Origin of the sequence: Flagellimonas algarum (assembly GCF_040513375.1) — a bacterium.
Lineage (GTDB): Bacteria > Bacteroidota > Bacteroidia > Flavobacteriales > Flavobacteriaceae > Flagellimonas_B > Flagellimonas_B algarum.
Window position 1 is genome coordinate 769,028 of sequence record NZ_JBEVTG010000002.1, and the last position, 18,073, is coordinate 787,100.

Sequence of the window (18,073 nt, forward strand, 5' to 3'; positions counted from 1 at the left end):
CGAATTTCTTAGCCTAAGCCCATGCGTGACCTCTTAAAGTTTCGTTATTTTTTCATCCTTCTGTTCCTTTCCGCTTGCGGGAATCCCGGTAAAAAGGAAAATGTGTCCGAAACCCCGGAAACCCATGCCGAAGTTGCGGTCGAACCCGAGCAAAACGGGGATAAGGTCATCCTTTTTTTCGGAGACAGTCTCACGGCCGGCTATGGCATTGAATTGGAAGAGGCTTTTCCTGCTTTGATACAAAACAGGATAGATTCGCTAAGACTCGGTTACACCGTTTTGAATTCGGGATTGAGTGGGGAAACCACTTCGGGCGGACTGAATCGCCTGAACTGGGTTTTGAACCAAAAAGTCGACATCTTTGTCCTTGAATTGGGGGCCAATGACGGCCTTCGTGGAATTCCACTCACCGAAACCAAAAGCAATCTACAAGCCATGATCGATTTGGTGCGTACCAAGAACCCCGAAACCAAGATCATACTGGCGGGAATGCAGATCCCCCCGAATATGGGACCGGAATATACCGGGGAGTTCCGCAAACTGTTTCCGGAGTTGGCGGAAGGAAACCAAATCGATTTGATCCCATTTTTGTTGGATGGGGTGGCGGGCATTCCCGAATTGAATTTGCAAGATGGTATCCATCCAACACCGGAAGGACATCAAATCGTCAAAGAAACGGTTTGGAAGGTCTTGCAACCCAATTTGACCCGGTAACCCATGGACGGGGTCAAAACCTATCATCAAGTCGATCGCCATAACAAAGGGGCCTTTTTTGGGATTTCGAGTATGGCATCGATTTATGAAAAGCGAAACGGCAAGACCGACGACCCACACCGGCATGATTTCTTCACCCTGCTTTTGGTCAAGGAAGCAAGGGGTACCCACCTTATCGATTTCAGCAGCCACCCCCTACAAGGCAACAACATTTATTTCATCGGTCCTGGTCAAGTACATCAGGTAATCGAAGAACAGGCTTCAAAAGGGTACTCCATCGTTTTCTCTGAAGATTTTTTGGTACGGAATGCCATTTCAAAACAATTTATCGAGGAACTCAACCTATTCCGCGAATTCGGTGATTCACCTCCCCTACCCCTATTAGCGGATGATTTGGATCATTTGCTCGGTCTGGCCGAGAACATGCAACAATGGCACCAAACGGAATCACCATGGAAACTGGATGCACTTGGTGCTTTATTAAAACTATTTCTCATCCATTGCCGCTCCTTATGTAGCGTACCCCCTATGCCATCCCAGCTTCAGGAAAACGGGCAGACCCTGCTACTCGATTTCAAGGAATTGGTCAATCAAAAACATACGAAGTGGCATGCTACCTCGACCTATGCGGAGGCTTTACACGTCACCGCTGACCACTTGAACAAAGTGGTGAAGACCTTGACCGGAAAAACCGCGAAATCGCATATTCAAAGTCGAATTATCGTGGAGGCCAAACGAAGGTTGTTCCATACCGATCAAAGCTTAAAAGAAATCGGCTATGCCCTGGGTTTCAACGAACCGGCCAACTTCAGCGCATTCTTCAAAAAATGCACCGGAACAGCCCCATCACACTTCAAAAGCAGCTTCAGGAACGGAAATTCATAAGGACCCCCCTGATTTTCATATTCCCAGACAAGGGACAATGCCTGAACTTTGTGGTATAAAAATCCAATATCATGAAAAACGTCATCCATACAGCAGCTAGCAGGGGCCATGCCGATCATGGTTGGTTGCAATCAAAGCACAGTTTCAGTTTTGCCGGATACCACAATCCGAAACGCATGAATTTCGGGGTGTTACGTGTACTCAACGATGATACCGTTGCGGGTGGTCAGGGATTTGGCACCCATCCCCACGACAATATGGAAATCATTTCGATTCCACTGGAAGGTGATTTGGAGCACAAAGACAGCATGGGCAATACCGAGGTCATCAAAGAAGGGCACATCCAGGCCATGAGCGCCGGTACCGGCATTTTCCATAGCGAGTACAACAAGAACGCCGATAGCACGGTCAAATTCCTTCAGATTTGGATCTTTCCGAAAACGAAGAACGTGACACCGCGATACGACCAACAATCGTTGAGCGCCCTATCGAAACAAAATGAACTCTATCAAGTGCTTTCGCCGAACGAAGGGGATGCAGGGGTCTGGATCCATCAAGATGCTTGGTTCCACATGGGCGATTTTCAAGAACGCACCCAAGTCGAATACGCCCTGAAAAAACAGGGCAATGGGGTATACGCCTTCGTACTGGAGGGCCAATTCGAAATCAATGGGAAAACCATTGAAAAACGGGATGGCATGGGTATATGGGATACGGAAACCCTACACTTGACCAGCAGTCCGAACAGTCGGATCTTGCTTATGGAGGTCCCTATGCACTTGTAGGCCTAATTATGAATAGGGCTTGGTCGCTTCGTAAAAGAATGCGGGTGGTGAAAAGGGTGTGAAAGCGCCCTTTTTCCTATTTTTGGGTATGGATTCGGAAACATTGGTGCAACGATTCAAGAAGGGCGATATCAAGGCCTTTGAGCTGTTGTACGGCCAATATTCCGAAAGTATCCACGGTGTCATCCATACGATGCTCAAAGACCGTGAACGCGCACAAGAACTTTGTCAGGATGTCTTTGTGAAAGCGTGGAACAATGCCAGTAGCTATGATGCCTCGAAGGGGCGTTTTTTTACCTGGCTTTTGAATATCGCTCGAAACACCGCCATAGACGAAATCCGATCAAAGGCCCATCGCGATGCAAAAAAGAACCTCCCGATACATTCCTTCGTAGATATCGTTACGGGAGCCGATGCCGATGATCAATTGAAAGATCCCGGTCAGATCAAACAACTTATGGCCGGACTCAAGCAGAAATGCGTCGACCTCATCGATCTGTTGTTCTTCAGGGGGTACACCCAGAAAGAAGCTGCAGCGGAATACGATATCCCGGTCGGAACGATAAAAACACGCTTGCGTGCGTGTATTTCGCAAATCCGTAAAAATAGGGACCGATAACATGGATGTTCAAGCCTACATACAATCCGGAATCTTGGAGCTTTACGTCTCCGGGACCTTGAGTGCCCAAGAAAACTTGGAAGTTGCCCAGCTCGCCAAGGAATATCCTGCCATCCAAGAAGAAATCGAAGCAATTGAAAAAGCCATGGTCGCACTGTCGGCAGCAGCAGCACCAAGTACAAGCGACAAGGGTTTTGAGCAAGTAGTCGATCAATTGGACCGACCCGAGCCGACCAAGACCCTTAAAACCCTACCACTGTGGAGGAATTATATCGGCTGGGCGGCTGCCGTTGTATTTGCGATAGGCATGGCATGGCTGTATGATCAAAACAACACCTTAAGTTCAGAATTGGAAAGTTCCGGCATCGAAATCGAGCAGTTGCGCCAGGAGCTATTGGATGCGAAAAGCCAAATCACCGATACCGAGGCCTTTTTGGCAAAGCTGCGTGATCAAGACGTTACCGTCATCGCGATGGGAGGTCAGACCGTTGCACCCGAGGCGTACTCAAAGGTCTATTGGAATGCGAAATCAGAAAAATTATTGGTGGATGCCAACGGCTTGCCCGAACCTCCTACGGGATACACCTACCAAGTCTGGTCGTTGACTTTGAACCCCCTAACGCCAACGAGTATCGGCCTTTTGGAAGATTTTGACAGCAATGGGGAACGCTTGTTCGAGTTGCCGAATCCCAATGCTTCGGAAGCATTTGGCATCACCTTGGAACCCGAAGGTGGAAGCGCGGTACCAACCTTGACGCAATTGTATACCCTCGGACAAGTACAACCTTGAAAACGAACGGCACTTTGACCAATTTGTAACGACTTCGCTGACATGACAGCTACGACACTTACTTCCAACACGGTTTTACTACTGATCGATATCCAAAAAGGGCTCGATGATTGGGCCTATTATGGGGGAAATCGGAACAATTTGGATGCTGAGCCAAAGGCCGCGCATCTTTTGGGCTTTTGGCGGAAAAAATCTTGGCCCATCATTCATGTGAAACACAGTTCGACCCACTTGGATTCGCCCTTGCACCCGAGTAATCCAGGGCATGCCATTAAAGCCGAGGTCGCCCCACTAGCGAATGAACCCGTTATCGACAAAAATGTGAACAGCGCCTTTATCGGAACCGATTTGGAAGCCCGTTTACGGGCAGCAGGGCAACATCAGTTGGTCATTGTCGGGCTGACCACCAACCATTGTATATCCACTTCAGTGCGAATGGGGGCCAATCTTGGTTTTGAGGTGCTTTTGGTCGCCGACGCGACGGCCACTTTCGATCGTAAGAACCATTTGGGGGTGTCATACGATGCCGAAACCGTACATCAGACCGCATTGGCCAGCCTACATAACGAATTCGCAACGGTCGTCACCACAGATCAGCTGTTGTTGCTTGCCGATGCCGTTTCGGAATAATCCACATCAAGCAAGGTATCGTGTATCCGCTTCAAGCGGGCCGGCCGACAACCCAATTTAAATAAGACCACTAAAATCAGGTTGGTCGCATTGATGCGCAAGTAGCTGTTCTTTTCATACTTCCTTGCGGATACCGTAAGGGCATTATCGACAATGGTATAGCGTAAGCCCCGCTTTTTCATCCTTTTGAAGAATTCGAAATCTTCCATGATGACAAAGTTCTCGTCAAAGCCATTAAGCGAGCGAAAGGCCGAAGCGGTGATGAACAAGCATTGATCGCCCCCACCGGTAAAGAAACCATCCGATTTGGTGAACGAGGCGTTTATGTTTAAAAGCCGTGTCGATTTATCGAATCGATACGAAAAGAACCCGGCATCATACCCTTGGGTCACAGTGTGTTGAAGATCTTCAAAAAAACCGGACGGGGGCCACACATCCGCATGCAGAAATACCAAGACGGAACCCTTTGCCCTATGGGCGGCCAGGTTCATTTGGCAAGCCCTTCCTTTTCGCCGATCCGTTACCCATACCACCTTATCACAGGTGGGTGGTGGATTGGCGACATCGGTCGAAACCCCGATACTGACGATGACCTCATAATCGAAACCCGCTCCCAATTGCCGTAACCTAGGGAGTAGGCGGTTGAGGTTTTCACCTTCGTTATGGGCGGGAACGATGACGCTGACCAACATGGCTTTTTGTTTTACATACGCATAAATTCAGCACAGGTTCGTTTCTTGTTATGAAAGGTGATCTTGCGAATCACGACCAAACCTCCTGAAAAAAAATCCGTAGGTACTCTTGAAACTTAAAACAATCGTGATGAAAATACATGTTTTTGCCGTTTTGGCGGTGCTCTTATTGAGCTGTTGTAAAGTCAAAGAGGCCCCACTGGACAAATCGCCTTCCCCGGTGACCGATTTCAATACCCTTTCAGAACGTTTCCTGGAGCGGATCAAGGCAGGTGAAACTACCCAAGACATCCAACAACAACTGGCCCAAACCACCTTAGATGAATTGGATGCCGTTTTGCAAACCGATGCCCAACGCTATGCGTTCTGGATCAATGTCTACAATGCATATATCTTGGCCGTTTTAAAAGAAAATCCTGAATTGTACCAAGATCGAAGGAGTTTTTTCTCGACCCCCCAACTGACCATCGCGGGTGAACAAGTGTCGTTCGAGATCTTGGAACACGGCATCCTGCGCAAATCACAATGGAGCCTTGGGCTGGGCTATGTACGCAAATGGCTACCGGGAAAATTCGAACGCAAGCTACGGGTCGACAAAAGGGACTATCGCATTCATTTCGCCTTGAACTGTGGCGCCAAAGATTGTCCTCCGGTAGCAATCTACACCCCGTCTGAAATCGATAGGCAATTGCAACAGGGTTCCGAACGCTATTTGAAGGCCACCACCGATTATGACAACAGCACCAAAGAAGTGAAGGTAACCGCGCTGTTCAGTTGGTTCCGTGGTGATTTTGGTGGAAAAGGAGGTACAAAAAAAATCTTGGAATCCTTCGATCTCATACCGACTACCAAAGGAATCGATATCGCCTTTAAAAATTACGATTGGACGTTGGATCTGGACAACTTCATCGACCTCTAAAAAAATAACGTTCCGGGCAGCACGCAACCGGAACGTTATCCAAACAATCAAACAACACGAGGCACTGCGATCTATCTTAAAGCGCATAGATGGTTTCGGCAGCTGCCGGCCCCAACTCGTAAAGTGCCCCTAAAAGTTCTTGCTTCAAGGCCTTGACCCTGTCAAATCCCCCGTTCTCTTTATACACCCTAGCCATGGTGAGCATGGCAACAGGCTCGAACGTCTTGCCCTCGACTTCCGTTTGAATGATTTTCAAGGCTTTTGCCTTGTAGCCCAATTCCAGGTAAGTTTTGGCCAATAGTACAAAAGTTTCCGGCGTTGCCCTGGCCTCAACTTCTTGTAAGGCCATGGTAAGGGCCGCATTCAATTCACCGGCATCCAACAAAAGGTCGATTTGTGGCCCATGGTACATGACCCCATAAGCCTCGTTTTGGACTACGGTTAAAAATCGATTTCGCAACGCAACGGCCTTGGTATCCCCCAATACCTCAAGGATGTCCGCTTTTAGAAGCCCGTAATCCGGAGACGCATTGGTTTGGGTGACCGCGTCTAGGATTCGAAGCGCTTCTTTGGCATTCTTGTCATGCGAGAAAACGATCCAGGCCAGCCCTTTCAAGGCATATGCATTATGAGGGTCCAATTCCAAAGCCTTAAGATAATGGCGGTAAGAGGCTTCTATGCGCCCATCATGACCGTAATAATCGGCGATGTTGGTGTATGACCACAAACGAAGGCTTCGGTTCTTCGACCGATCGGCAATGGCCATGGCTTTTTCCATGAATTGTATCGTCGTAGCCAGATCGCCCTTGTGATCGTTCCATTTCGCCGCCCGGATCAAGTAGCCGAAATTGGAGGGGTTGTCGATGCTATCCAAAAACGCTTGTGCTTCGGCATACTGGCCCAATTCCATGTGTACATCGAAAAGCAACGCCTGGGTTTCGGTTTTACCCCCTCCCCAAGTAGCTGCCTTCTCCGCCAAGGCTAGGGCTTCTTTAAAGCGATGCTGTGAAATATAATTACGCGAAAGTGCCCTAGCGTAAGCCGCTTTGTTCATATGGGTTACCTCCAGACTTTTGGTCAGCGCGGATTCGGCCTTCTTTAAGTCTGCGATATCCCCTTTCGCAGCGAACCTTCCAGTATAGCTTCCGGCGACATTGCCCAACGCCAATGCCTGCAGGCTATCCGGTTTGATCTTGGAATTCCAAAGTTCGTAATAGGGGGAAGGCTGAGTAGCTGATTTCGGTTGTAAATACCCTTCATAGTCAGCGACCTGTGTCGTAAAGGTCGGTGCTTGGTTACAGGCCACCAGTACGATGGCCAAACCACATAGGATGATTGCTTTCATTCTCATTGATTCATGTATTGGAAAGGAGGGGGTATACCCCTCCCGAAAACAGTTAACATTCATTATTCAGGAGATCCGAGATAGGGAAATCCATCGATTAGATCGGAAGTCAATCCGACCCCATCCGTGACCAATAAGGGGAGACCTCCTTCTCCATTGAAACGGGCACCATCGCCCCCTCCGAATAGTAATATCAATGAAATGTCGATGACATCGTCCGAAGGGGTCCTTCCGGTCAAACCGATCCCCCCTTCATAGTTCGGCGCGCCCATACCAGGATTGAAATAGGTGGTCGGGGCATCAGGGGCCACCTCGAGGACATCGGTGGCCAAAACAGTCGTCAACACTGCCGCGGTGACCGGGTTATCGGTAAAACCATCATTCGCCGGACCGTTCAGGATATCACCCAAAATGTTGGGTTGGTAATCGACCGCATCGGCGGGCAAGCCCAACGCAATGGCGTAAGCATCGTGTAGGGCCTCCAATCGCGCTTCGAAACCAGGTTGGAACATCGGCCCCATTTCAGAAGGAATGGCCTGGTTATGCATATCCTTAATTGGACCATCGGCACTTAAGACGGTATTGATCCCAGGCCTTCCCATAAAATCGACCTGCGTATAGGTTCCTGAAAAATCAGGGCTTACCGGCATCATATCATCATCCATCATGACCGTATCATCTTGTGTGATGTCGTCATCATTCGAACAAGCTCCCATACCAAAGGTGATGAGGGCTATTAAGGCCATTCCAAATATTTTTTTCGTTGTCATTTCTAGGAGTTTAATCGTTTGTTATTGTCTTCTATTGGTGGTGACCCATGTCTTATACACCGGTACACCCAACACATTGGTTGCCGTAGGGCTTCCTAAAAGCGAATTCGGCAGCTCCACCGCAATGGTCAGGGTATTCGCCCCGTCAAAGGTATCTTCACCCGGGTTGTTGAACCCTGAATTGTCGGCCATACTCGGGGCCAACACTTCGTTGAATCGGAAGAAATCGAAATAAAAGGGGTCTGCACGCGGGCCAGCGAACAGGGAAACGCCTTCAGCAGTGGTGGCGACGACGGCTTCGTTGGCTGATATAGCCACATCACCCAGAGGGGCCCCAATGGCGACCGTACTGCTCAAACCGGTGTTATCGGGGGCAATGGGGCCAAAGAAATACATGCGCCCATCCCTCGGAATAGCTTGGATGACCAGGTCTTCGATCAAATCGCCATCAAGATCGATGTTGATTTCCGTTAAAACGTCTTCATCGAACGAACCATACGCCAAGTCGGGTAAGACGTCCGATTGTAAGTCGACCACAAAGGCCGTGTTAGAAGAACCCTCAGTGGGTTCAAAGGCAAAGTAATCGGCAATATCGGCGGTGGTGCCCATACTAGCCGGGGCGTCGATATGATCAGCGGCAATCAAAGCCAGCATGATCAAGGTCGCAAGGCCCAAAATCTTAGGTAAGCTGTTAACTTTTCTCATTGTTCATTTGTTAATTGTTATTTGTATCTATCCTACCTACGGCACATTTGGACAAGGGTTTGCATTTCGGTGTTAAAAAATTGAAAAATGCCGTGCTGCCTGCCTGGCAACTGACCCAATAAATCAGATTAATTGTTTTTCTTTGATACCTAATCCCAATCACAATGAACCCCTCAGCTTCTGGATGGATCAATAAATTCGGGTATTTGTTGGAAGAACATGCCGCTCCGTATGAAGCCTTTCCGGCCTTATACCAAGACCTTCTGGATTTTGGGTTCATCTATGGCATCCATCTTTTCTCTCCAGGATTCATAGCACTTGAACACGAACTGACCGAAGATGAAATTGCGAAAATCAACCTACTGACGGCCCTTTATTTTTCTTATGGTTTCGAAACCGGTAAAACGGGATTCACCGATTTCGTGGAAACCGTTTTCAATTATTACCAAGCACTGGAAGTCGGCAACATTTCCTTTCTCAGCAAGATCTTAAGCGGTAAAAAAACCGAAGCCCAATTGGAAAAGCTGTTGGATTCACGGATTTACCTTAACGGCAATGCCTTCAATAAGGTCATCGGCAACAGTTTGACCAATTCCTTGCTATATGTCGATATTTTGATCTTTCAGTATTATCTAAAAGGAAATACGGACCTGATACCCCATGCGCAATTGCTTGAATACGTCACCATCAATATTGCCTATCAAGCACTGAATTCGAAAGATCAACATAAGAACGACGACAAACTGATCCAACTTCTTGCCTCCTCTTTGACCTATGTAGATCTTAAAAACACACAGTTCGACGGTTCTTATCTTGACCTTCTGAAACGGAGCTTCAGTTCCTGTGAAAAAGACTATCTGCTCGACATGGCCTGCTTGACGGTTTGGGAAGACGGCTCCCTGGATTATACCGAATCAGAGTTTATTTTCGGCATAGGAAAAGACCTGGGGAAAAGCGAATATGAAGTTCAAAAAGCACTTGAAAACGTAACCGGTTTTTTTGAAAAGAACTTTGATAAAATCCCTTATCTAAAAGACACCAATTTGGCGGCCAAATACTATGATGGCATGACCAAAAATGTCAGTAAATTAATTCTGCGAAATAGCAAACGACTTAAAAAGGAACTATCGGAAAGTAAAGAATTGATGCAGCTCTTAGCGAAATCAGCCACCAAAGACCTGACCCCTGAAGAGCGGAAAAAAATTCAACAGCAACTGCTCGATATCTTCAAGACCATTCCCTCTTTGGCAATCTTTATCTTACCCGGTGGTGCAGTGCTCTTACCTATTTTCATCAAACTGATACCGAAACTGCTCCCTTCGGCTTTTGATGACAATAGAATTACGAAAAATTAGGTCGAATTCGCTGGAAAAGCTACTATAAGAAAAATCTATATTGTATTTTTAAATTCTCTTTTCCAGATATTTAAGTTAATTTACTCTAACCAAAGCTTGAAGTCTTTCACCCGTTCCCTACTGACGATGATCTCAGCCTCCTTAAAGGTACTCATTTTAATTTGAAGTCGTGAATTGGTATATGAAATGATGTCTTTGATGTGGTTGATATTCACGTAGAACTTACGGCTGACCCGAAAGAATTTTTTTGGTGCGAGTTCCCCTTCCAGGTTTTCGAGGGTGGTATCCAACAGGTAGTTTCTGCCATCGACGGTCGCTGCATAGGTCCCTTTGTTTTCACTATAAAAACATTCGACTTCATCGGCATTGATGATCTTAAGGTGCTGCCCTACCCTTGCGGTGAACCGTTTTTTGTATTCGCGTTCGACCGGGTTCACCAAGAGCTTTTTGATGTCTTCGAAATCGACGGATATCTTCTCCCGTTCAGGCTTGATTTCACGGTACTGACCCACCGCCTTTTCGAGCTCTTCATCGTCAATGGGCTTGAGAAGATAATCGATACTATTCAGCTTGAAGGCCTGGAGGGCATATTCGTCATAAGCAGTAGTGAAGATGATCGCGCTTTTCACATGGACGACTTCAAAAATCTCGAACGACAATCCGTCTGAAAGTTGGATGTCCAAAAATATCAAATCAGGATGTTCGTTGTTTTGAAACCAATCAATCGCCTCTTCGACCGAATGCAACATGGTCGAGACGACCACATCCAAATCGGCCAACAATCGATTGAGGCGTCTTGCGGCCGGTTTTTCGTCTTCAATGATGATTACGTTCATATATGCCCTAGGTTAAATTGCTTATTTGCGTTCAAATTTATCGATCTCAGCGCTTTCTTCACGAATGATCTTACGGATTTGGCGTTCTTCCCATTTTTTGAAAGGGCTTTTGGCAAAGACCGAAACACCATGGATCAGCAAAAAGATCCCCCAAACAATGGGGGTACCCCAAACATTCCAATTGATCCAATCCATAAATTCTTGATTGCCCAACAATTCCTCACTGATCAAGATGAACCTGAACTGACCCGAAAAAATCAGTAATACCGTGTTTACGATGATATAGGCGGTGAGGTGTTGATAGAACCCCTTGATCGATTTGACCCGTTCTTCGGCCCGCTGACGTCTAAATTCATTGATATTGTTTTGGTCCATGGTCATTTGTATTTTTTGGTTTCTTCTTGTTCTTCGTCCAAATACTTTTGGATTTGGCGTTCTTCCCACTTTCTTAAGAAGGTGAATTTATGACGATACAGGATCAATGCGTGCACCGCTAATATCGCTCCCCAAATGATGATGTTGAGATCGACCCACGCGAAATAATAGGCTTCTTCCGGGAACCATTCGGGCATCAGTGGCAACAGCCAACCTTTACGCATGACGAACAAGATCCCATTAACGATCAAAAAAATCTTGAGGTGCCTGAAAAAGCCCTTGTATTCTTCGACTTTCTTTTTGGCGAGTGCCCTTCGTTCTTCGATACTTCGTGTCATGATTACAGGTATTTACCGGCATCTTCCCGGTCTTTATCAATGTATTTTTGGATCTGTCGTTCTTCCCAGTTCTTTGAGAACAGCAGATTGAACCCAAAGACTTTGGAAGCATGGAAAAAGAGGCCGATTCCCCAGAAAAACGGGGTGATGAAATGGCCCCATTGCCAAAAGCGTTCCGTATTCAAAAAGATATTGATCAACAGGAAGATATTGATGGCCGTATAGATACTGGCGTGTATGTAAAAGCCTTTGATCTCATCAACGCGCTTCTTGGCGCGTTTCATTTTTTCCTCATTCATTTCTTTCATGATTATTTCCATTTTGTAGGATTGTTATCCTCGTCCATGTATTGTTTGATCTTGCGTTCTTCCCAATCGCGGCCGAAGAACGGATTGAGGTTAAAGGTTCCGATGGCATGGAATAGGATTCCGATGCCCCATCCGAACGCGGCCCAAAGAAACCACATATAGCGCCATCCATCGACATAGTAATTCAAGATGGCCAACCCGCTGATGACCACTATATAGGCCGTAAGGTTGCTGTAGAACTTTTTAAGTTCGGCCACCCGTTCTTTGGCCCTAATGTATTTGGTTTCCCTGTTTTTGGTATCCATGCTGTTCGTTTTTTAAAGGTCAGGGATCAGTACCGATCCTCTTCCATATATTGTTTGATTTTGCGCTCTTCCCAATCACGGCCCATAATCCCGTTCATACCAAAGATCCTGAACGCTTTGAGTACCAGGCTCAAGCCTACCCCGAAGACCACCCATAAGAACCACGGATGGTACCATTCGTTCAAGTAGTAGTTGATGGCGGCAACGATGATTATGGCGACGAGGCCTCGAAAGCAGCGACCATAAAAGTCCTTGAGTTCGCTAACCCGGTCACGGGCCCTTAAATATTTGGTTTCTTCGTTGGGTGTATTGGTATAGTCCATGATGGTCTTGTTTATAAAGTTATTAAAAAGTATCACTCTCCATATACTCTTTGATCTTGCGCTCTTCCCAGTCCTTTCCTAAGAAGGGCATGTAACCGAAGGCGCCGAATCCGTGGGCGATGACCCCTATTCCCCACCCTATGGCCGGAAAGATCACCCATGGGAAACTGGTGGTGTAGTAGTTCAATAAGGCCAATAGTGGGATCACGATGGCGTAAGCCGTCAAGTTTCCGTAGAAGCCTTTGATCGCTTCGACTTTCTCTTTTGCTTTTTGGTATCTGTAGTCTTGTGTGGTTTCCATAATATCTTGTTTTATCGTTTGTTTTAAAGTACAGTACGAATATCCGTCCAAAGGGGCGCTTTTTAAAAAGGGAGTGACCGAATTGTAGGTTTTGGGGTATGGATTGTGGATTTCACGTATTTTTAATTCCGATCCTTAGTTGTCGAACCTTCAAAATCCGCTGCCCATGACCGTTACCGACCTGTTCCGACTCCTCATAAAATCACTCGGACTGTACAGTCTCATCGAAGTGGTTTCGCATTTCCTACTCCCACAGATGACCGTGAATTGGGGTTTTGATGCCCTTGGTTTGGCGTTCTTTTTGATCTACTTCCTGCTTTGGATGGCGCTCTCATTCCTCCTATTGTTCAAAACCGACAAGCTGATCCGATGGTTGCGTCTCGATAGAGGATTCGACTCCAAATCAGTGGACATGGCCGGTTTGGATGCGGAAACCCTATTTCGATTCGGATTGTTCGTGGTGGGATTATTGCTTATCGCCGATAATATCGCCCCTTTTGTGAATTTCTGCTATTTGGCCTTTAAGGCCGAGGTATCGGGAAATGGTCTGGATCAAGCGGCCGCCGTGGTACTCGAGCAATATGTGGATTGGGGATGGTGGATGCGTTCGGGATTGGGGCTCCTGTTCGGTACCTTGGTCGTGTTCAACACCAAATGGTTGGCTCGGAAGCTAGCGCACTAAAGGGTTCCGGATGGGTCAAAAGTCATCCTTCTCCATTAGTTCCCTGATCTTTCGATCCTCCCAGTTACGTCCCAATATCGGATTGAATCCAAAAGCTTCCATACCATGGAAGAAGAGGCCGATGCCCCAGCCACCTGTTGGAAATATGGCCCAAAGGAAATCCGTCGTGCGAAAATTGAGCCACCACAGAAAGGGGATGACCAAACAATAGGAAATCAGATTACCGTAAAAACCTTTGATCTGTTCGACCCGTTCTTTCGCCTTGAGATAGCGCTTCTCTTCGATATGGGTCTCTTGGGTCTCTACCACGGTAATCTGTTGGGAGAGCATGGGTAAATGCACACTGAAGTCCGAATTGGTCTTTACGATCTGCATGGCCCGGTCTGTCAATATCGAATAGCGTTGCTTGATATTCTGCAACCCGACCCCGCTGCTTTTTTTGACCACTTCCTTTTCCTGGAGGTTGTTGTTGACCGTCAACATACCGGCATCTTCGAACACCTTGATATGCAAGGGCCGTGAAGCGGTGACCACATTGTGTTTGACCGCGTTCTCCAACAACAATTGCAACGAAAGGGGTACGATCTTCAAATCAGGATGACTGGCCTTATCGGGTATTTCAAAAACGATGCTGTCTTCAAAACGCATTTTGAGCAAGCGCACATAGGTGCGCGCGAAATCAAGCTCCTCATCAACAGTGACCAGGTCTTTGTTCTTTTGCTCCAAAACGTACCGATATACTTTCGAGAGGGAAGTCGTAAACTTTTGGGCCTGATGGGGATCCTCATCGATCAAACTGGTCAAGACATTGAGGCTATTGAACAGGAAGTGGGGGTCCAATTGGTTCTTAAGGGCATCGAAACTGGCAGAAGCCGTTCTAGCAATGATTTTTTGTTGCTTGACCTCCTTTTTTTGCAAAGCCCGGTAAAAATAGAAGGCATGAATGAACAAGGAGGAAATCAAGGTAATGACCAAGGCGATGACATAGGCATCGGAGGTTTCGTTGGCCAAGAATTCGGAAATCGAATTACCCGTGTAGTAAAACGTTATCGCGAAGCGAAGGACGGCAAAGGTGATCAAGGTAAGCACGAATGATCCTATGGCCCCGATCCAGAGTCTTTTCGTTGGGGTCTTTTCCCAAGAATACCGAATGTTGATCCCATCGTAGTAATAGGAGTTCACTGCGGTCAGTCCAAAGGAAAAAATGAATGCTATGACCACGTTGCGGGTAATGGCTTCCAAGGAATAGTCACCATCCCCGTATATGAAAATACTGAGGATGGAGACGAATATGGTGATCAAAAGCGATACCTTGAGTACCTTGATGAAATTCCCCATGGATTAAGATTTACACCGTTCCAATTCCTGTTGGGCCTGATCGGCCCCCCAGCTCGGATAAAAGGGTGTCTCGTTATCAAAGGTAGCGAATAGTTCCAAAGCCCTTTCAATGTCCTTACAATACGGGGCGGTATCCTTTCCGAAATAACGGGCCGTACCCATATCCCAACTGGCCTTCGAATAGACCACCCGGGGGTTTTGTGGCGCCAATTGAAAGGCTTGGTTGTACAATTGGATGTTCTTACCCGAAAGCGTCGGTCCGTAGGTGGCGCCGTCATAGGCCATCCAAGCGGTGTTGATCATGGCCTCCTGCACCAAGAGTTCCGGGTTGTTCGGGGAGATGCGTTTAGCGATATCGACGAATTCCTTGGCGCGTTCCAATTGCTGTTTTAAGACCGTTTCGTCTTTTTCACCAAAAGCGGCAACCGTATTGACTTGGGCCACATAGTAATAGGGGATCCAGTTGTCATCTTCGGCCATGGCGATCCGCTCGAACAAGTTCGATGCTTCAACGGTCTTGCCGGCTTGCCAGAGTTCGAGGGCCTTGGTCATGCCTTTGGTGTATTGGTCTTGCGCCAAGGCAAAGACCGTGGTCAATAGCGCGGTGGTTAGGGATAGGATTTTTGTTTTCATGACTGTTCGTTTTTATTTATGGTTTAAAATTCCGTTGTTATCGCGCCAATTCGAATTCCGATCGACCCAACTGTCAGATCAAGCGGATGAATCGTCGGTTTAGAGATTATCGAGCTGGTTGCTTTTGTTATCATCGCTTATCGTCCAAAAGAAACCGACGAAGAAAAAGCTATCGGCCGCCGGGCGTAAGGCTTGCCGATCGAAAAAGCCATTGGCGTCGGGGGCATTCGTGTATTGGTAATTATTGATGTTATTGAAGCCCAACACGTTGTTGACCGAGAAGTACAGGATTTTCTGTTGATCGATCAAATACGCCCAATTGAAACTGAGGTTATTGAACGAGCGGGTCTTTTCGGCCATGAACTCGGCCGTATTCGGATTGTTATAAGGCCGCCCTGAACCGTAATTGTAGGTAAGGCCCACCTGCGAACGCATGCTATTGACCCAGTATTTGGTCACAATCGAAAGGCTGTGGGTAGCCGCAAAATTGGGGGTGGCCCGCTCTTCGAAGTTTTGGAAATCACGTTCGGTATCCAAATAGCTATAGGACAACCAATAATCGAGATTGGAAATCGACTTGTTATCCCTCCAGAACAAATCCAATCCGGTGGCGTATCCGCCGCCCAAATTCGAGAATTCCGAGCCGAAAAGGGGCAATTCCGTATCGTATTTGATCAGGTCGTCATAGTCTTTATAATAGGCTTCGGCCCTAAAGGTCTTGCCGTTGTCCAAGAACTGATAGTTAAAGATATAATGACTGGTTTTCTCGGGGCCCAAGGTTTGGTCATAGCGCAGTACGTTGCTCAAGGGGTTTTGATAGAAATCACCATAGGCCAAGGAAAACTGTCCTTTTTCACCACTTTGATAAGCCAAGGATACCCGAGGCGACACCAGAAAGTCGTCCAATAAGCTGCTCTGTTCGGCCCTAAGTCCGAGCTTCATCGCGAACTTCGTGCTAAAGAAAACATCGCCTTCAACAAACCCGGCCACCAATTGATCATTGTAATCGCTAGGAAACACTTGCCCCTCAGGGGTTTCGAAGGTCTCCTCGTAATCGATGTTAAAGAATTCGGCTCCGAAGAAGAGGTTGAAACGGCTGTTGAAGCCCTTTTTGACCTTGACCTTTGAATGCGACGCCGTTTCCTTGACATCGATGGCGTTCTCCATCAGACCGATGTCATTGGTATCCCATGAGATGCTCGCCCCCGCGGTTACCGTCCAATCGTTTTCCAAAAAGTACTTGTAGGTGGAGTTAAAATACAGGTTGTTGTTCTTCAACCGGAAGCGGACGAAGTCATCAAAGTTGATATCTTCTTGCGAAATGTCGAAGTCGGCATGGTTGAATCCGGTATACAGTTTGAACATGCTGCGTTCGCCCTTGCTACGAAAGACGGCCTCACCCGAAACCGACTCGTAAGGACTGTTCCATCGCATGCCTTGGTTCGAAGGGATCAAAGCCTCATAGGGGGCCAAATTGATGTATTGGGTATTCAAACTTAGCGATTGGTCGCCCCAGATTTCGGTATGGCCGACACCACCCCCGACGGTCATCATTGAGAAATCGGTTTTTTCCTGGTCGGGTACATCGGTGGTGTTCAGCAAGAGCACACTCGATAGGGCTTGGCCGTACTCGGCCGAATATCCCCCGGTACTGAAGGTGATGCCCTTGAACAAAAATGGGGAGAAACGCCCCCTGGTCGGGATGTTGTTGGCCGTGGCATTAAAGGGTTGGAACACCCGCATGCCATCGATGAATACCTGGGTCTCGCCGGCGGCCCCGCCTCGAACGAATAGGCGACCGTCTTCATTGACCGTTGTGGTACCCGGCAAGGTCTGCAACGCCCCCACGAAATCGCCAGCGGCCCCAGCGGTGGTGACGATATCCAAAGGTTTCAGCACGGAGACTTTGGAATTGTCGCCCGCTTCAAAAGTACCCGCCGAAAGGGTCACCCCGTTCAATTGGTTGATCGCTTCGACCAGAATGATGGTAAGCCCATTCAAATAGCCTACCTCACCGATCTCATAATGGGTCTCGTAAGCCAAGGCTGAAATGACCAATGTCTGGGTTCCGGTTTCCGTGGTTTCAAAAGTAAAAGCCCCGGTTTCGGTGGTCGATGCCCCGTCGTAGGTGCCTTCCAAATAGACATTGGCACCGGTGATGAAGTTTCCGGCCTTGTCGGTCACCGTGCCACTGACCGTGGTCTGGGCGTGGAACACCAGGGTCCCGATAAGGAAAATAAAAAGTGTTAGGTTGTTTTTCATGACTGTTCGATTACTGATTGTGAGTTCAAAACTGCACCGACTGGGGCGTTTATTCGAATAAGAACTACCGAACTGTTGCTTTTGTGGGATGAGTTGTCGAACCGCCGGTATTTCGATTATTCCGTTATATTTAAGGGGAAACGCAAACCGAAAGCGAACGGTT

Annotated in this window: 23 protein-coding genes; 9 read left to right on the plus strand and 14 right to left on the minus strand. The window is 47.5% G+C overall.

From position 1 onward, the window contains the following. Positions 1-21 precede the first annotated feature (21 nt). From ABV409_RS10745 to ABV409_RS10770, 6 genes are all read left to right on the plus strand, one after another. Positions 22-714, plus strand: a complete 693-nt coding sequence (locus tag ABV409_RS10745) for an arylesterase (protein ID WP_353877589.1) — start codon at positions 22-24, stop codon at positions 712-714. A 3-nt stretch (positions 715-717) separates the two neighbouring features. Continuing rightward, positions 718-1,599 (plus strand): AraC family transcriptional regulator, encoded by an 882-nt coding sequence (locus ABV409_RS10750; protein ID WP_353877590.1) that lies wholly within the window; start codon positions 718-720, stop codon positions 1,597-1,599. A gap of 71 nt (positions 1,600-1,670) precedes the next feature. Beyond that, positions 1,671-2,384 (plus strand): pirin family protein, encoded by a 714-nt coding sequence (locus ABV409_RS10755; protein WP_353877591.1) that lies wholly within the window; start codon positions 1,671-1,673, stop codon positions 2,382-2,384. Positions 2,385-2,472: 88 nt separating this feature from the next. Then, a complete protein-coding gene (locus ABV409_RS10760) occupies positions 2,473-3,003 on the plus strand; it encodes an RNA polymerase sigma factor (protein ID WP_353877592.1) in 531 nt (176 codons plus the stop codon). A 1-nt stretch (position 3,004) separates the two neighbouring features. After that, positions 3,005-3,793 (plus strand): anti-sigma factor, encoded by a 789-nt coding sequence (locus ABV409_RS10765; protein ID WP_353877593.1) that lies wholly within the window; start codon positions 3,005-3,007, stop codon positions 3,791-3,793. Between the two features lie 42 nt (positions 3,794-3,835). Next, positions 3,836-4,423 carry a cysteine hydrolase family protein gene (locus ABV409_RS10770; protein ID WP_353877594.1) on the plus strand — a complete coding sequence of 196 codons (588 nt, stop codon included), beginning with the start codon at positions 3,836-3,838 and terminating at the stop codon, positions 4,421-4,423. Here the strand turns inward: ABV409_RS10770 and ABV409_RS10775 are convergent. Further along, a complete protein-coding gene (locus ABV409_RS10775) occupies positions 4,387-5,115 on the minus strand; it encodes a glycosyltransferase (RefSeq protein WP_353877595.1) in 729 nt (242 codons plus the stop codon). The two genes, ABV409_RS10770 and ABV409_RS10775, sit on opposite strands and share 37 nt — an antisense overlap. A 130-nt stretch (positions 5,116-5,245) precedes the next feature. Here ABV409_RS10775 and ABV409_RS10780 point away from each other — a divergent pair, with 130 nt between their 5' ends. Continuing rightward, entirely contained in the window at positions 5,246-6,034 is a 789-nt protein-coding gene (locus ABV409_RS10780; protein ID WP_353877596.1) for a DUF547 domain-containing protein, read from the plus strand. Positions 6,035-6,110: 76 nt separating this feature from the next. On the opposite strand, the gene ABV409_RS10785 is transcribed toward ABV409_RS10780, so the two are convergent. The 3 genes from ABV409_RS10785 to ABV409_RS10795 are packed head-to-tail and all read right to left on the minus strand — an operon-like array spanning position 6,111 to position 8,854. Beyond that, positions 6,111-7,385 (minus strand): tetratricopeptide repeat protein, encoded by a 1,275-nt coding sequence (locus tag ABV409_RS10785; protein WP_353877597.1) that lies wholly within the window; start codon positions 7,383-7,385, stop codon positions 6,111-6,113. A 56-nt stretch (positions 7,386-7,441) separates the two neighbouring features. Next, complete coding sequence (locus ABV409_RS10790) at positions 7,442-8,125, minus strand: DUF4331 family protein (protein WP_353877598.1); 684 nt, start codon at positions 8,123-8,125, stop codon at positions 7,442-7,444. Positions 8,126-8,170: 45 nt separating this feature from the next. Next, positions 8,171-8,854, minus strand: coding sequence for a DUF4331 family protein (locus ABV409_RS10795; RefSeq protein WP_353877599.1), 684 nt, complete (start codon positions 8,852-8,854; stop codon positions 8,171-8,173). A gap of 164 nt (positions 8,855-9,018) precedes the next feature. On the opposite strand from ABV409_RS10795, the gene ABV409_RS10800 reads away from it, so the two are divergent. Next, positions 9,019-10,209 carry an LETM1-related biofilm-associated protein gene (locus tag ABV409_RS10800; protein ID WP_353877600.1) on the plus strand — a complete coding sequence of 397 codons (1,191 nt, stop codon included), beginning with the start codon at positions 9,019-9,021 and terminating at the stop codon, positions 10,207-10,209. Between the two features lie 80 nt (positions 10,210-10,289). On the opposite strand, the gene ABV409_RS10805 is transcribed toward ABV409_RS10800, so the two are convergent. From ABV409_RS10805 to ABV409_RS10835, 7 genes are read right to left on the minus strand one after another with little or no spacing between them, the layout of a single operon-like run. Further along, positions 10,290-11,045 (minus strand): LytR/AlgR family response regulator transcription factor, encoded by a 756-nt coding sequence (locus ABV409_RS10805; protein WP_353877601.1) that lies wholly within the window; start codon positions 11,043-11,045, stop codon positions 10,290-10,292. 21 nt (positions 11,046-11,066) lie between these two features. Beyond that, positions 11,067-11,426 carry a 2TM domain-containing protein gene (locus ABV409_RS10810; RefSeq protein ID WP_353877602.1) on the minus strand — a complete coding sequence of 120 codons (360 nt, stop codon included), beginning with the start codon at positions 11,424-11,426 and terminating at the stop codon, positions 11,067-11,069. Next, positions 11,423-11,758 (minus strand): 2TM domain-containing protein, encoded by a 336-nt coding sequence (locus tag ABV409_RS10815; protein WP_353877603.1) that lies wholly within the window; start codon positions 11,756-11,758, stop codon positions 11,423-11,425. The genes ABV409_RS10810 and ABV409_RS10815 overlap by 4 nt, the downstream gene beginning before the upstream one ends. Positions 11,759-11,760: 2 nt before the next feature. After that, on the minus strand, positions 11,761-12,066 hold the full coding sequence (locus ABV409_RS10820; protein ID WP_353877604.1) for a 2TM domain-containing protein: 306 nt from the start codon (positions 12,064-12,066) through the stop codon (positions 11,761-11,763). Positions 12,067-12,068: 2 nt separating this feature from the next. Further along, positions 12,069-12,371 carry a 2TM domain-containing protein gene (locus ABV409_RS10825; RefSeq protein ID WP_353877605.1) on the minus strand — a complete coding sequence of 101 codons (303 nt, stop codon included), beginning with the start codon at positions 12,369-12,371 and terminating at the stop codon, positions 12,069-12,071. 26 nt (positions 12,372-12,397) lie between these two features. After that, positions 12,398-12,694 carry a 2TM domain-containing protein gene (locus ABV409_RS10830; protein WP_353877606.1) on the minus strand — a complete coding sequence of 99 codons (297 nt, stop codon included), beginning with the start codon at positions 12,692-12,694 and terminating at the stop codon, positions 12,398-12,400. Positions 12,695-12,716: 22 nt separating this feature from the next. Continuing rightward, entirely contained in the window at positions 12,717-12,995 is a 279-nt protein-coding gene (locus ABV409_RS10835) for a 2TM domain-containing protein (protein WP_353877607.1), read from the minus strand. A 166-nt stretch (positions 12,996-13,161) separates the two neighbouring features. On the opposite strand from ABV409_RS10835, the gene ABV409_RS10840 reads away from it, so the two are divergent. Continuing rightward, entirely contained in the window at positions 13,162-13,677 is a 516-nt protein-coding gene (locus ABV409_RS10840) for a hypothetical protein (RefSeq protein ID WP_353877608.1), read from the plus strand. A gap of 15 nt (positions 13,678-13,692) precedes the next feature. Here the strand turns inward: ABV409_RS10840 and ABV409_RS10845 are convergent, their stop codons facing one another. The 3 genes from ABV409_RS10845 to ABV409_RS10855 form a co-directional block, all read right to left on the minus strand. Beyond that, a complete protein-coding gene (locus tag ABV409_RS10845) occupies positions 13,693-15,015 on the minus strand; it encodes a 2TM domain-containing protein (protein ID WP_353877609.1) in 1,323 nt (440 codons plus the stop codon). A gap of 3 nt (positions 15,016-15,018) precedes the next feature. Next, entirely contained in the window at positions 15,019-15,648 is a 630-nt protein-coding gene (locus ABV409_RS10850) for a tetratricopeptide repeat protein (protein WP_353877610.1), read from the minus strand. 99 nt (positions 15,649-15,747) lie between these two features. Continuing rightward, entirely contained in the window at positions 15,748-17,910 is a 2,163-nt protein-coding gene (locus ABV409_RS10855) for a TonB-dependent receptor (protein WP_353877611.1), read from the minus strand. Positions 17,911-18,073 lie beyond the last annotated feature (163 nt).

Coding starts and splice junctions, on each gene's coding strand:
- ABV409_RS10855 (WP_353877611.1), bottom strand. CDS start 17,910: ATGAAAAACAACCTAACACTTTTTATTTTCCTTATCGGGACCCTGGTG.
- ABV409_RS10840 (WP_353877608.1), top strand. CDS start 13,162: ATGACCGTTACCGACCTGTTCCGACTCCTCATAAAATCACTCGGACTG.
- ABV409_RS10825 (WP_353877605.1), bottom strand. CDS start 12,371: ATGGATACCAAAAACAGGGAAACCAAATACATTAGGGCCAAAGAACGG.
- ABV409_RS10755 (WP_353877591.1), top strand. CDS start 1,671: ATGAAAAACGTCATCCATACAGCAGCTAGCAGGGGCCATGCCGATCAT.
- ABV409_RS10805 (WP_353877601.1), bottom strand. CDS start 11,045: ATGAACGTAATCATCATTGAAGACGAAAAACCGGCCGCAAGACGCCTC.
- ABV409_RS10785 (WP_353877597.1), bottom strand. CDS start 7,385: ATGAGAATGAAAGCAATCATCCTATGTGGTTTGGCCATCGTACTGGTG.
- ABV409_RS10790 (WP_353877598.1), bottom strand. CDS start 8,125: ATGGCCTTAATAGCCCTCATCACCTTTGGTATGGGAGCTTGTTCGAAT.
- ABV409_RS10800 (WP_353877600.1), top strand. CDS start 9,019: ATGAACCCCTCAGCTTCTGGATGGATCAATAAATTCGGGTATTTGTTG.
- ABV409_RS10770 (WP_353877594.1), top strand. CDS start 3,836: ATGACAGCTACGACACTTACTTCCAACACGGTTTTACTACTGATCGAT.
- ABV409_RS10815 (WP_353877603.1), bottom strand. CDS start 11,758: ATGACACGAAGTATCGAAGAACGAAGGGCACTCGCCAAAAAGAAAGTC.
- ABV409_RS10750 (WP_353877590.1), top strand. CDS start 718: ATGGACGGGGTCAAAACCTATCATCAAGTCGATCGCCATAACAAAGGG.
- ABV409_RS10820 (WP_353877604.1), bottom strand. CDS start 12,066: ATGAAAGAAATGAATGAGGAAAAAATGAAACGCGCCAAGAAGCGCGTT.
- ABV409_RS10745 (WP_353877589.1), top strand. CDS start 22: ATGCGTGACCTCTTAAAGTTTCGTTATTTTTTCATCCTTCTGTTCCTT.
- ABV409_RS10780 (WP_353877596.1), top strand. CDS start 5,246: ATGAAAATACATGTTTTTGCCGTTTTGGCGGTGCTCTTATTGAGCTGT.
- ABV409_RS10765 (WP_353877593.1), top strand. CDS start 3,005: ATGGATGTTCAAGCCTACATACAATCCGGAATCTTGGAGCTTTACGTC.
- ABV409_RS10835 (WP_353877607.1), bottom strand. CDS start 12,995: ATGGAAACCACACAAGACTACAGATACCAAAAAGCAAAAGAGAAAGTC.
- ABV409_RS10810 (WP_353877602.1), bottom strand. CDS start 11,426: ATGACCATGGACCAAAACAATATCAATGAATTTAGACGTCAGCGGGCC.
- ABV409_RS10775 (WP_353877595.1), bottom strand. CDS start 5,115: ATGTTGGTCAGCGTCATCGTTCCCGCCCATAACGAAGGTGAAAACCTC.
- ABV409_RS10845 (WP_353877609.1), bottom strand. CDS start 15,015: ATGGGGAATTTCATCAAGGTACTCAAGGTATCGCTTTTGATCACCATA.
- ABV409_RS10850 (WP_353877610.1), bottom strand. CDS start 15,648: ATGAAAACAAAAATCCTATCCCTAACCACCGCGCTATTGACCACGGTC.
- ABV409_RS10795 (WP_353877599.1), bottom strand. CDS start 8,854: ATGAGAAAAGTTAACAGCTTACCTAAGATTTTGGGCCTTGCGACCTTG.
- ABV409_RS10830 (WP_353877606.1), bottom strand. CDS start 12,694: ATGGACTATACCAATACACCCAACGAAGAAACCAAATATTTAAGGGCC.
- ABV409_RS10760 (WP_353877592.1), top strand. CDS start 2,473: ATGGATTCGGAAACATTGGTGCAACGATTCAAGAAGGGCGATATCAAG.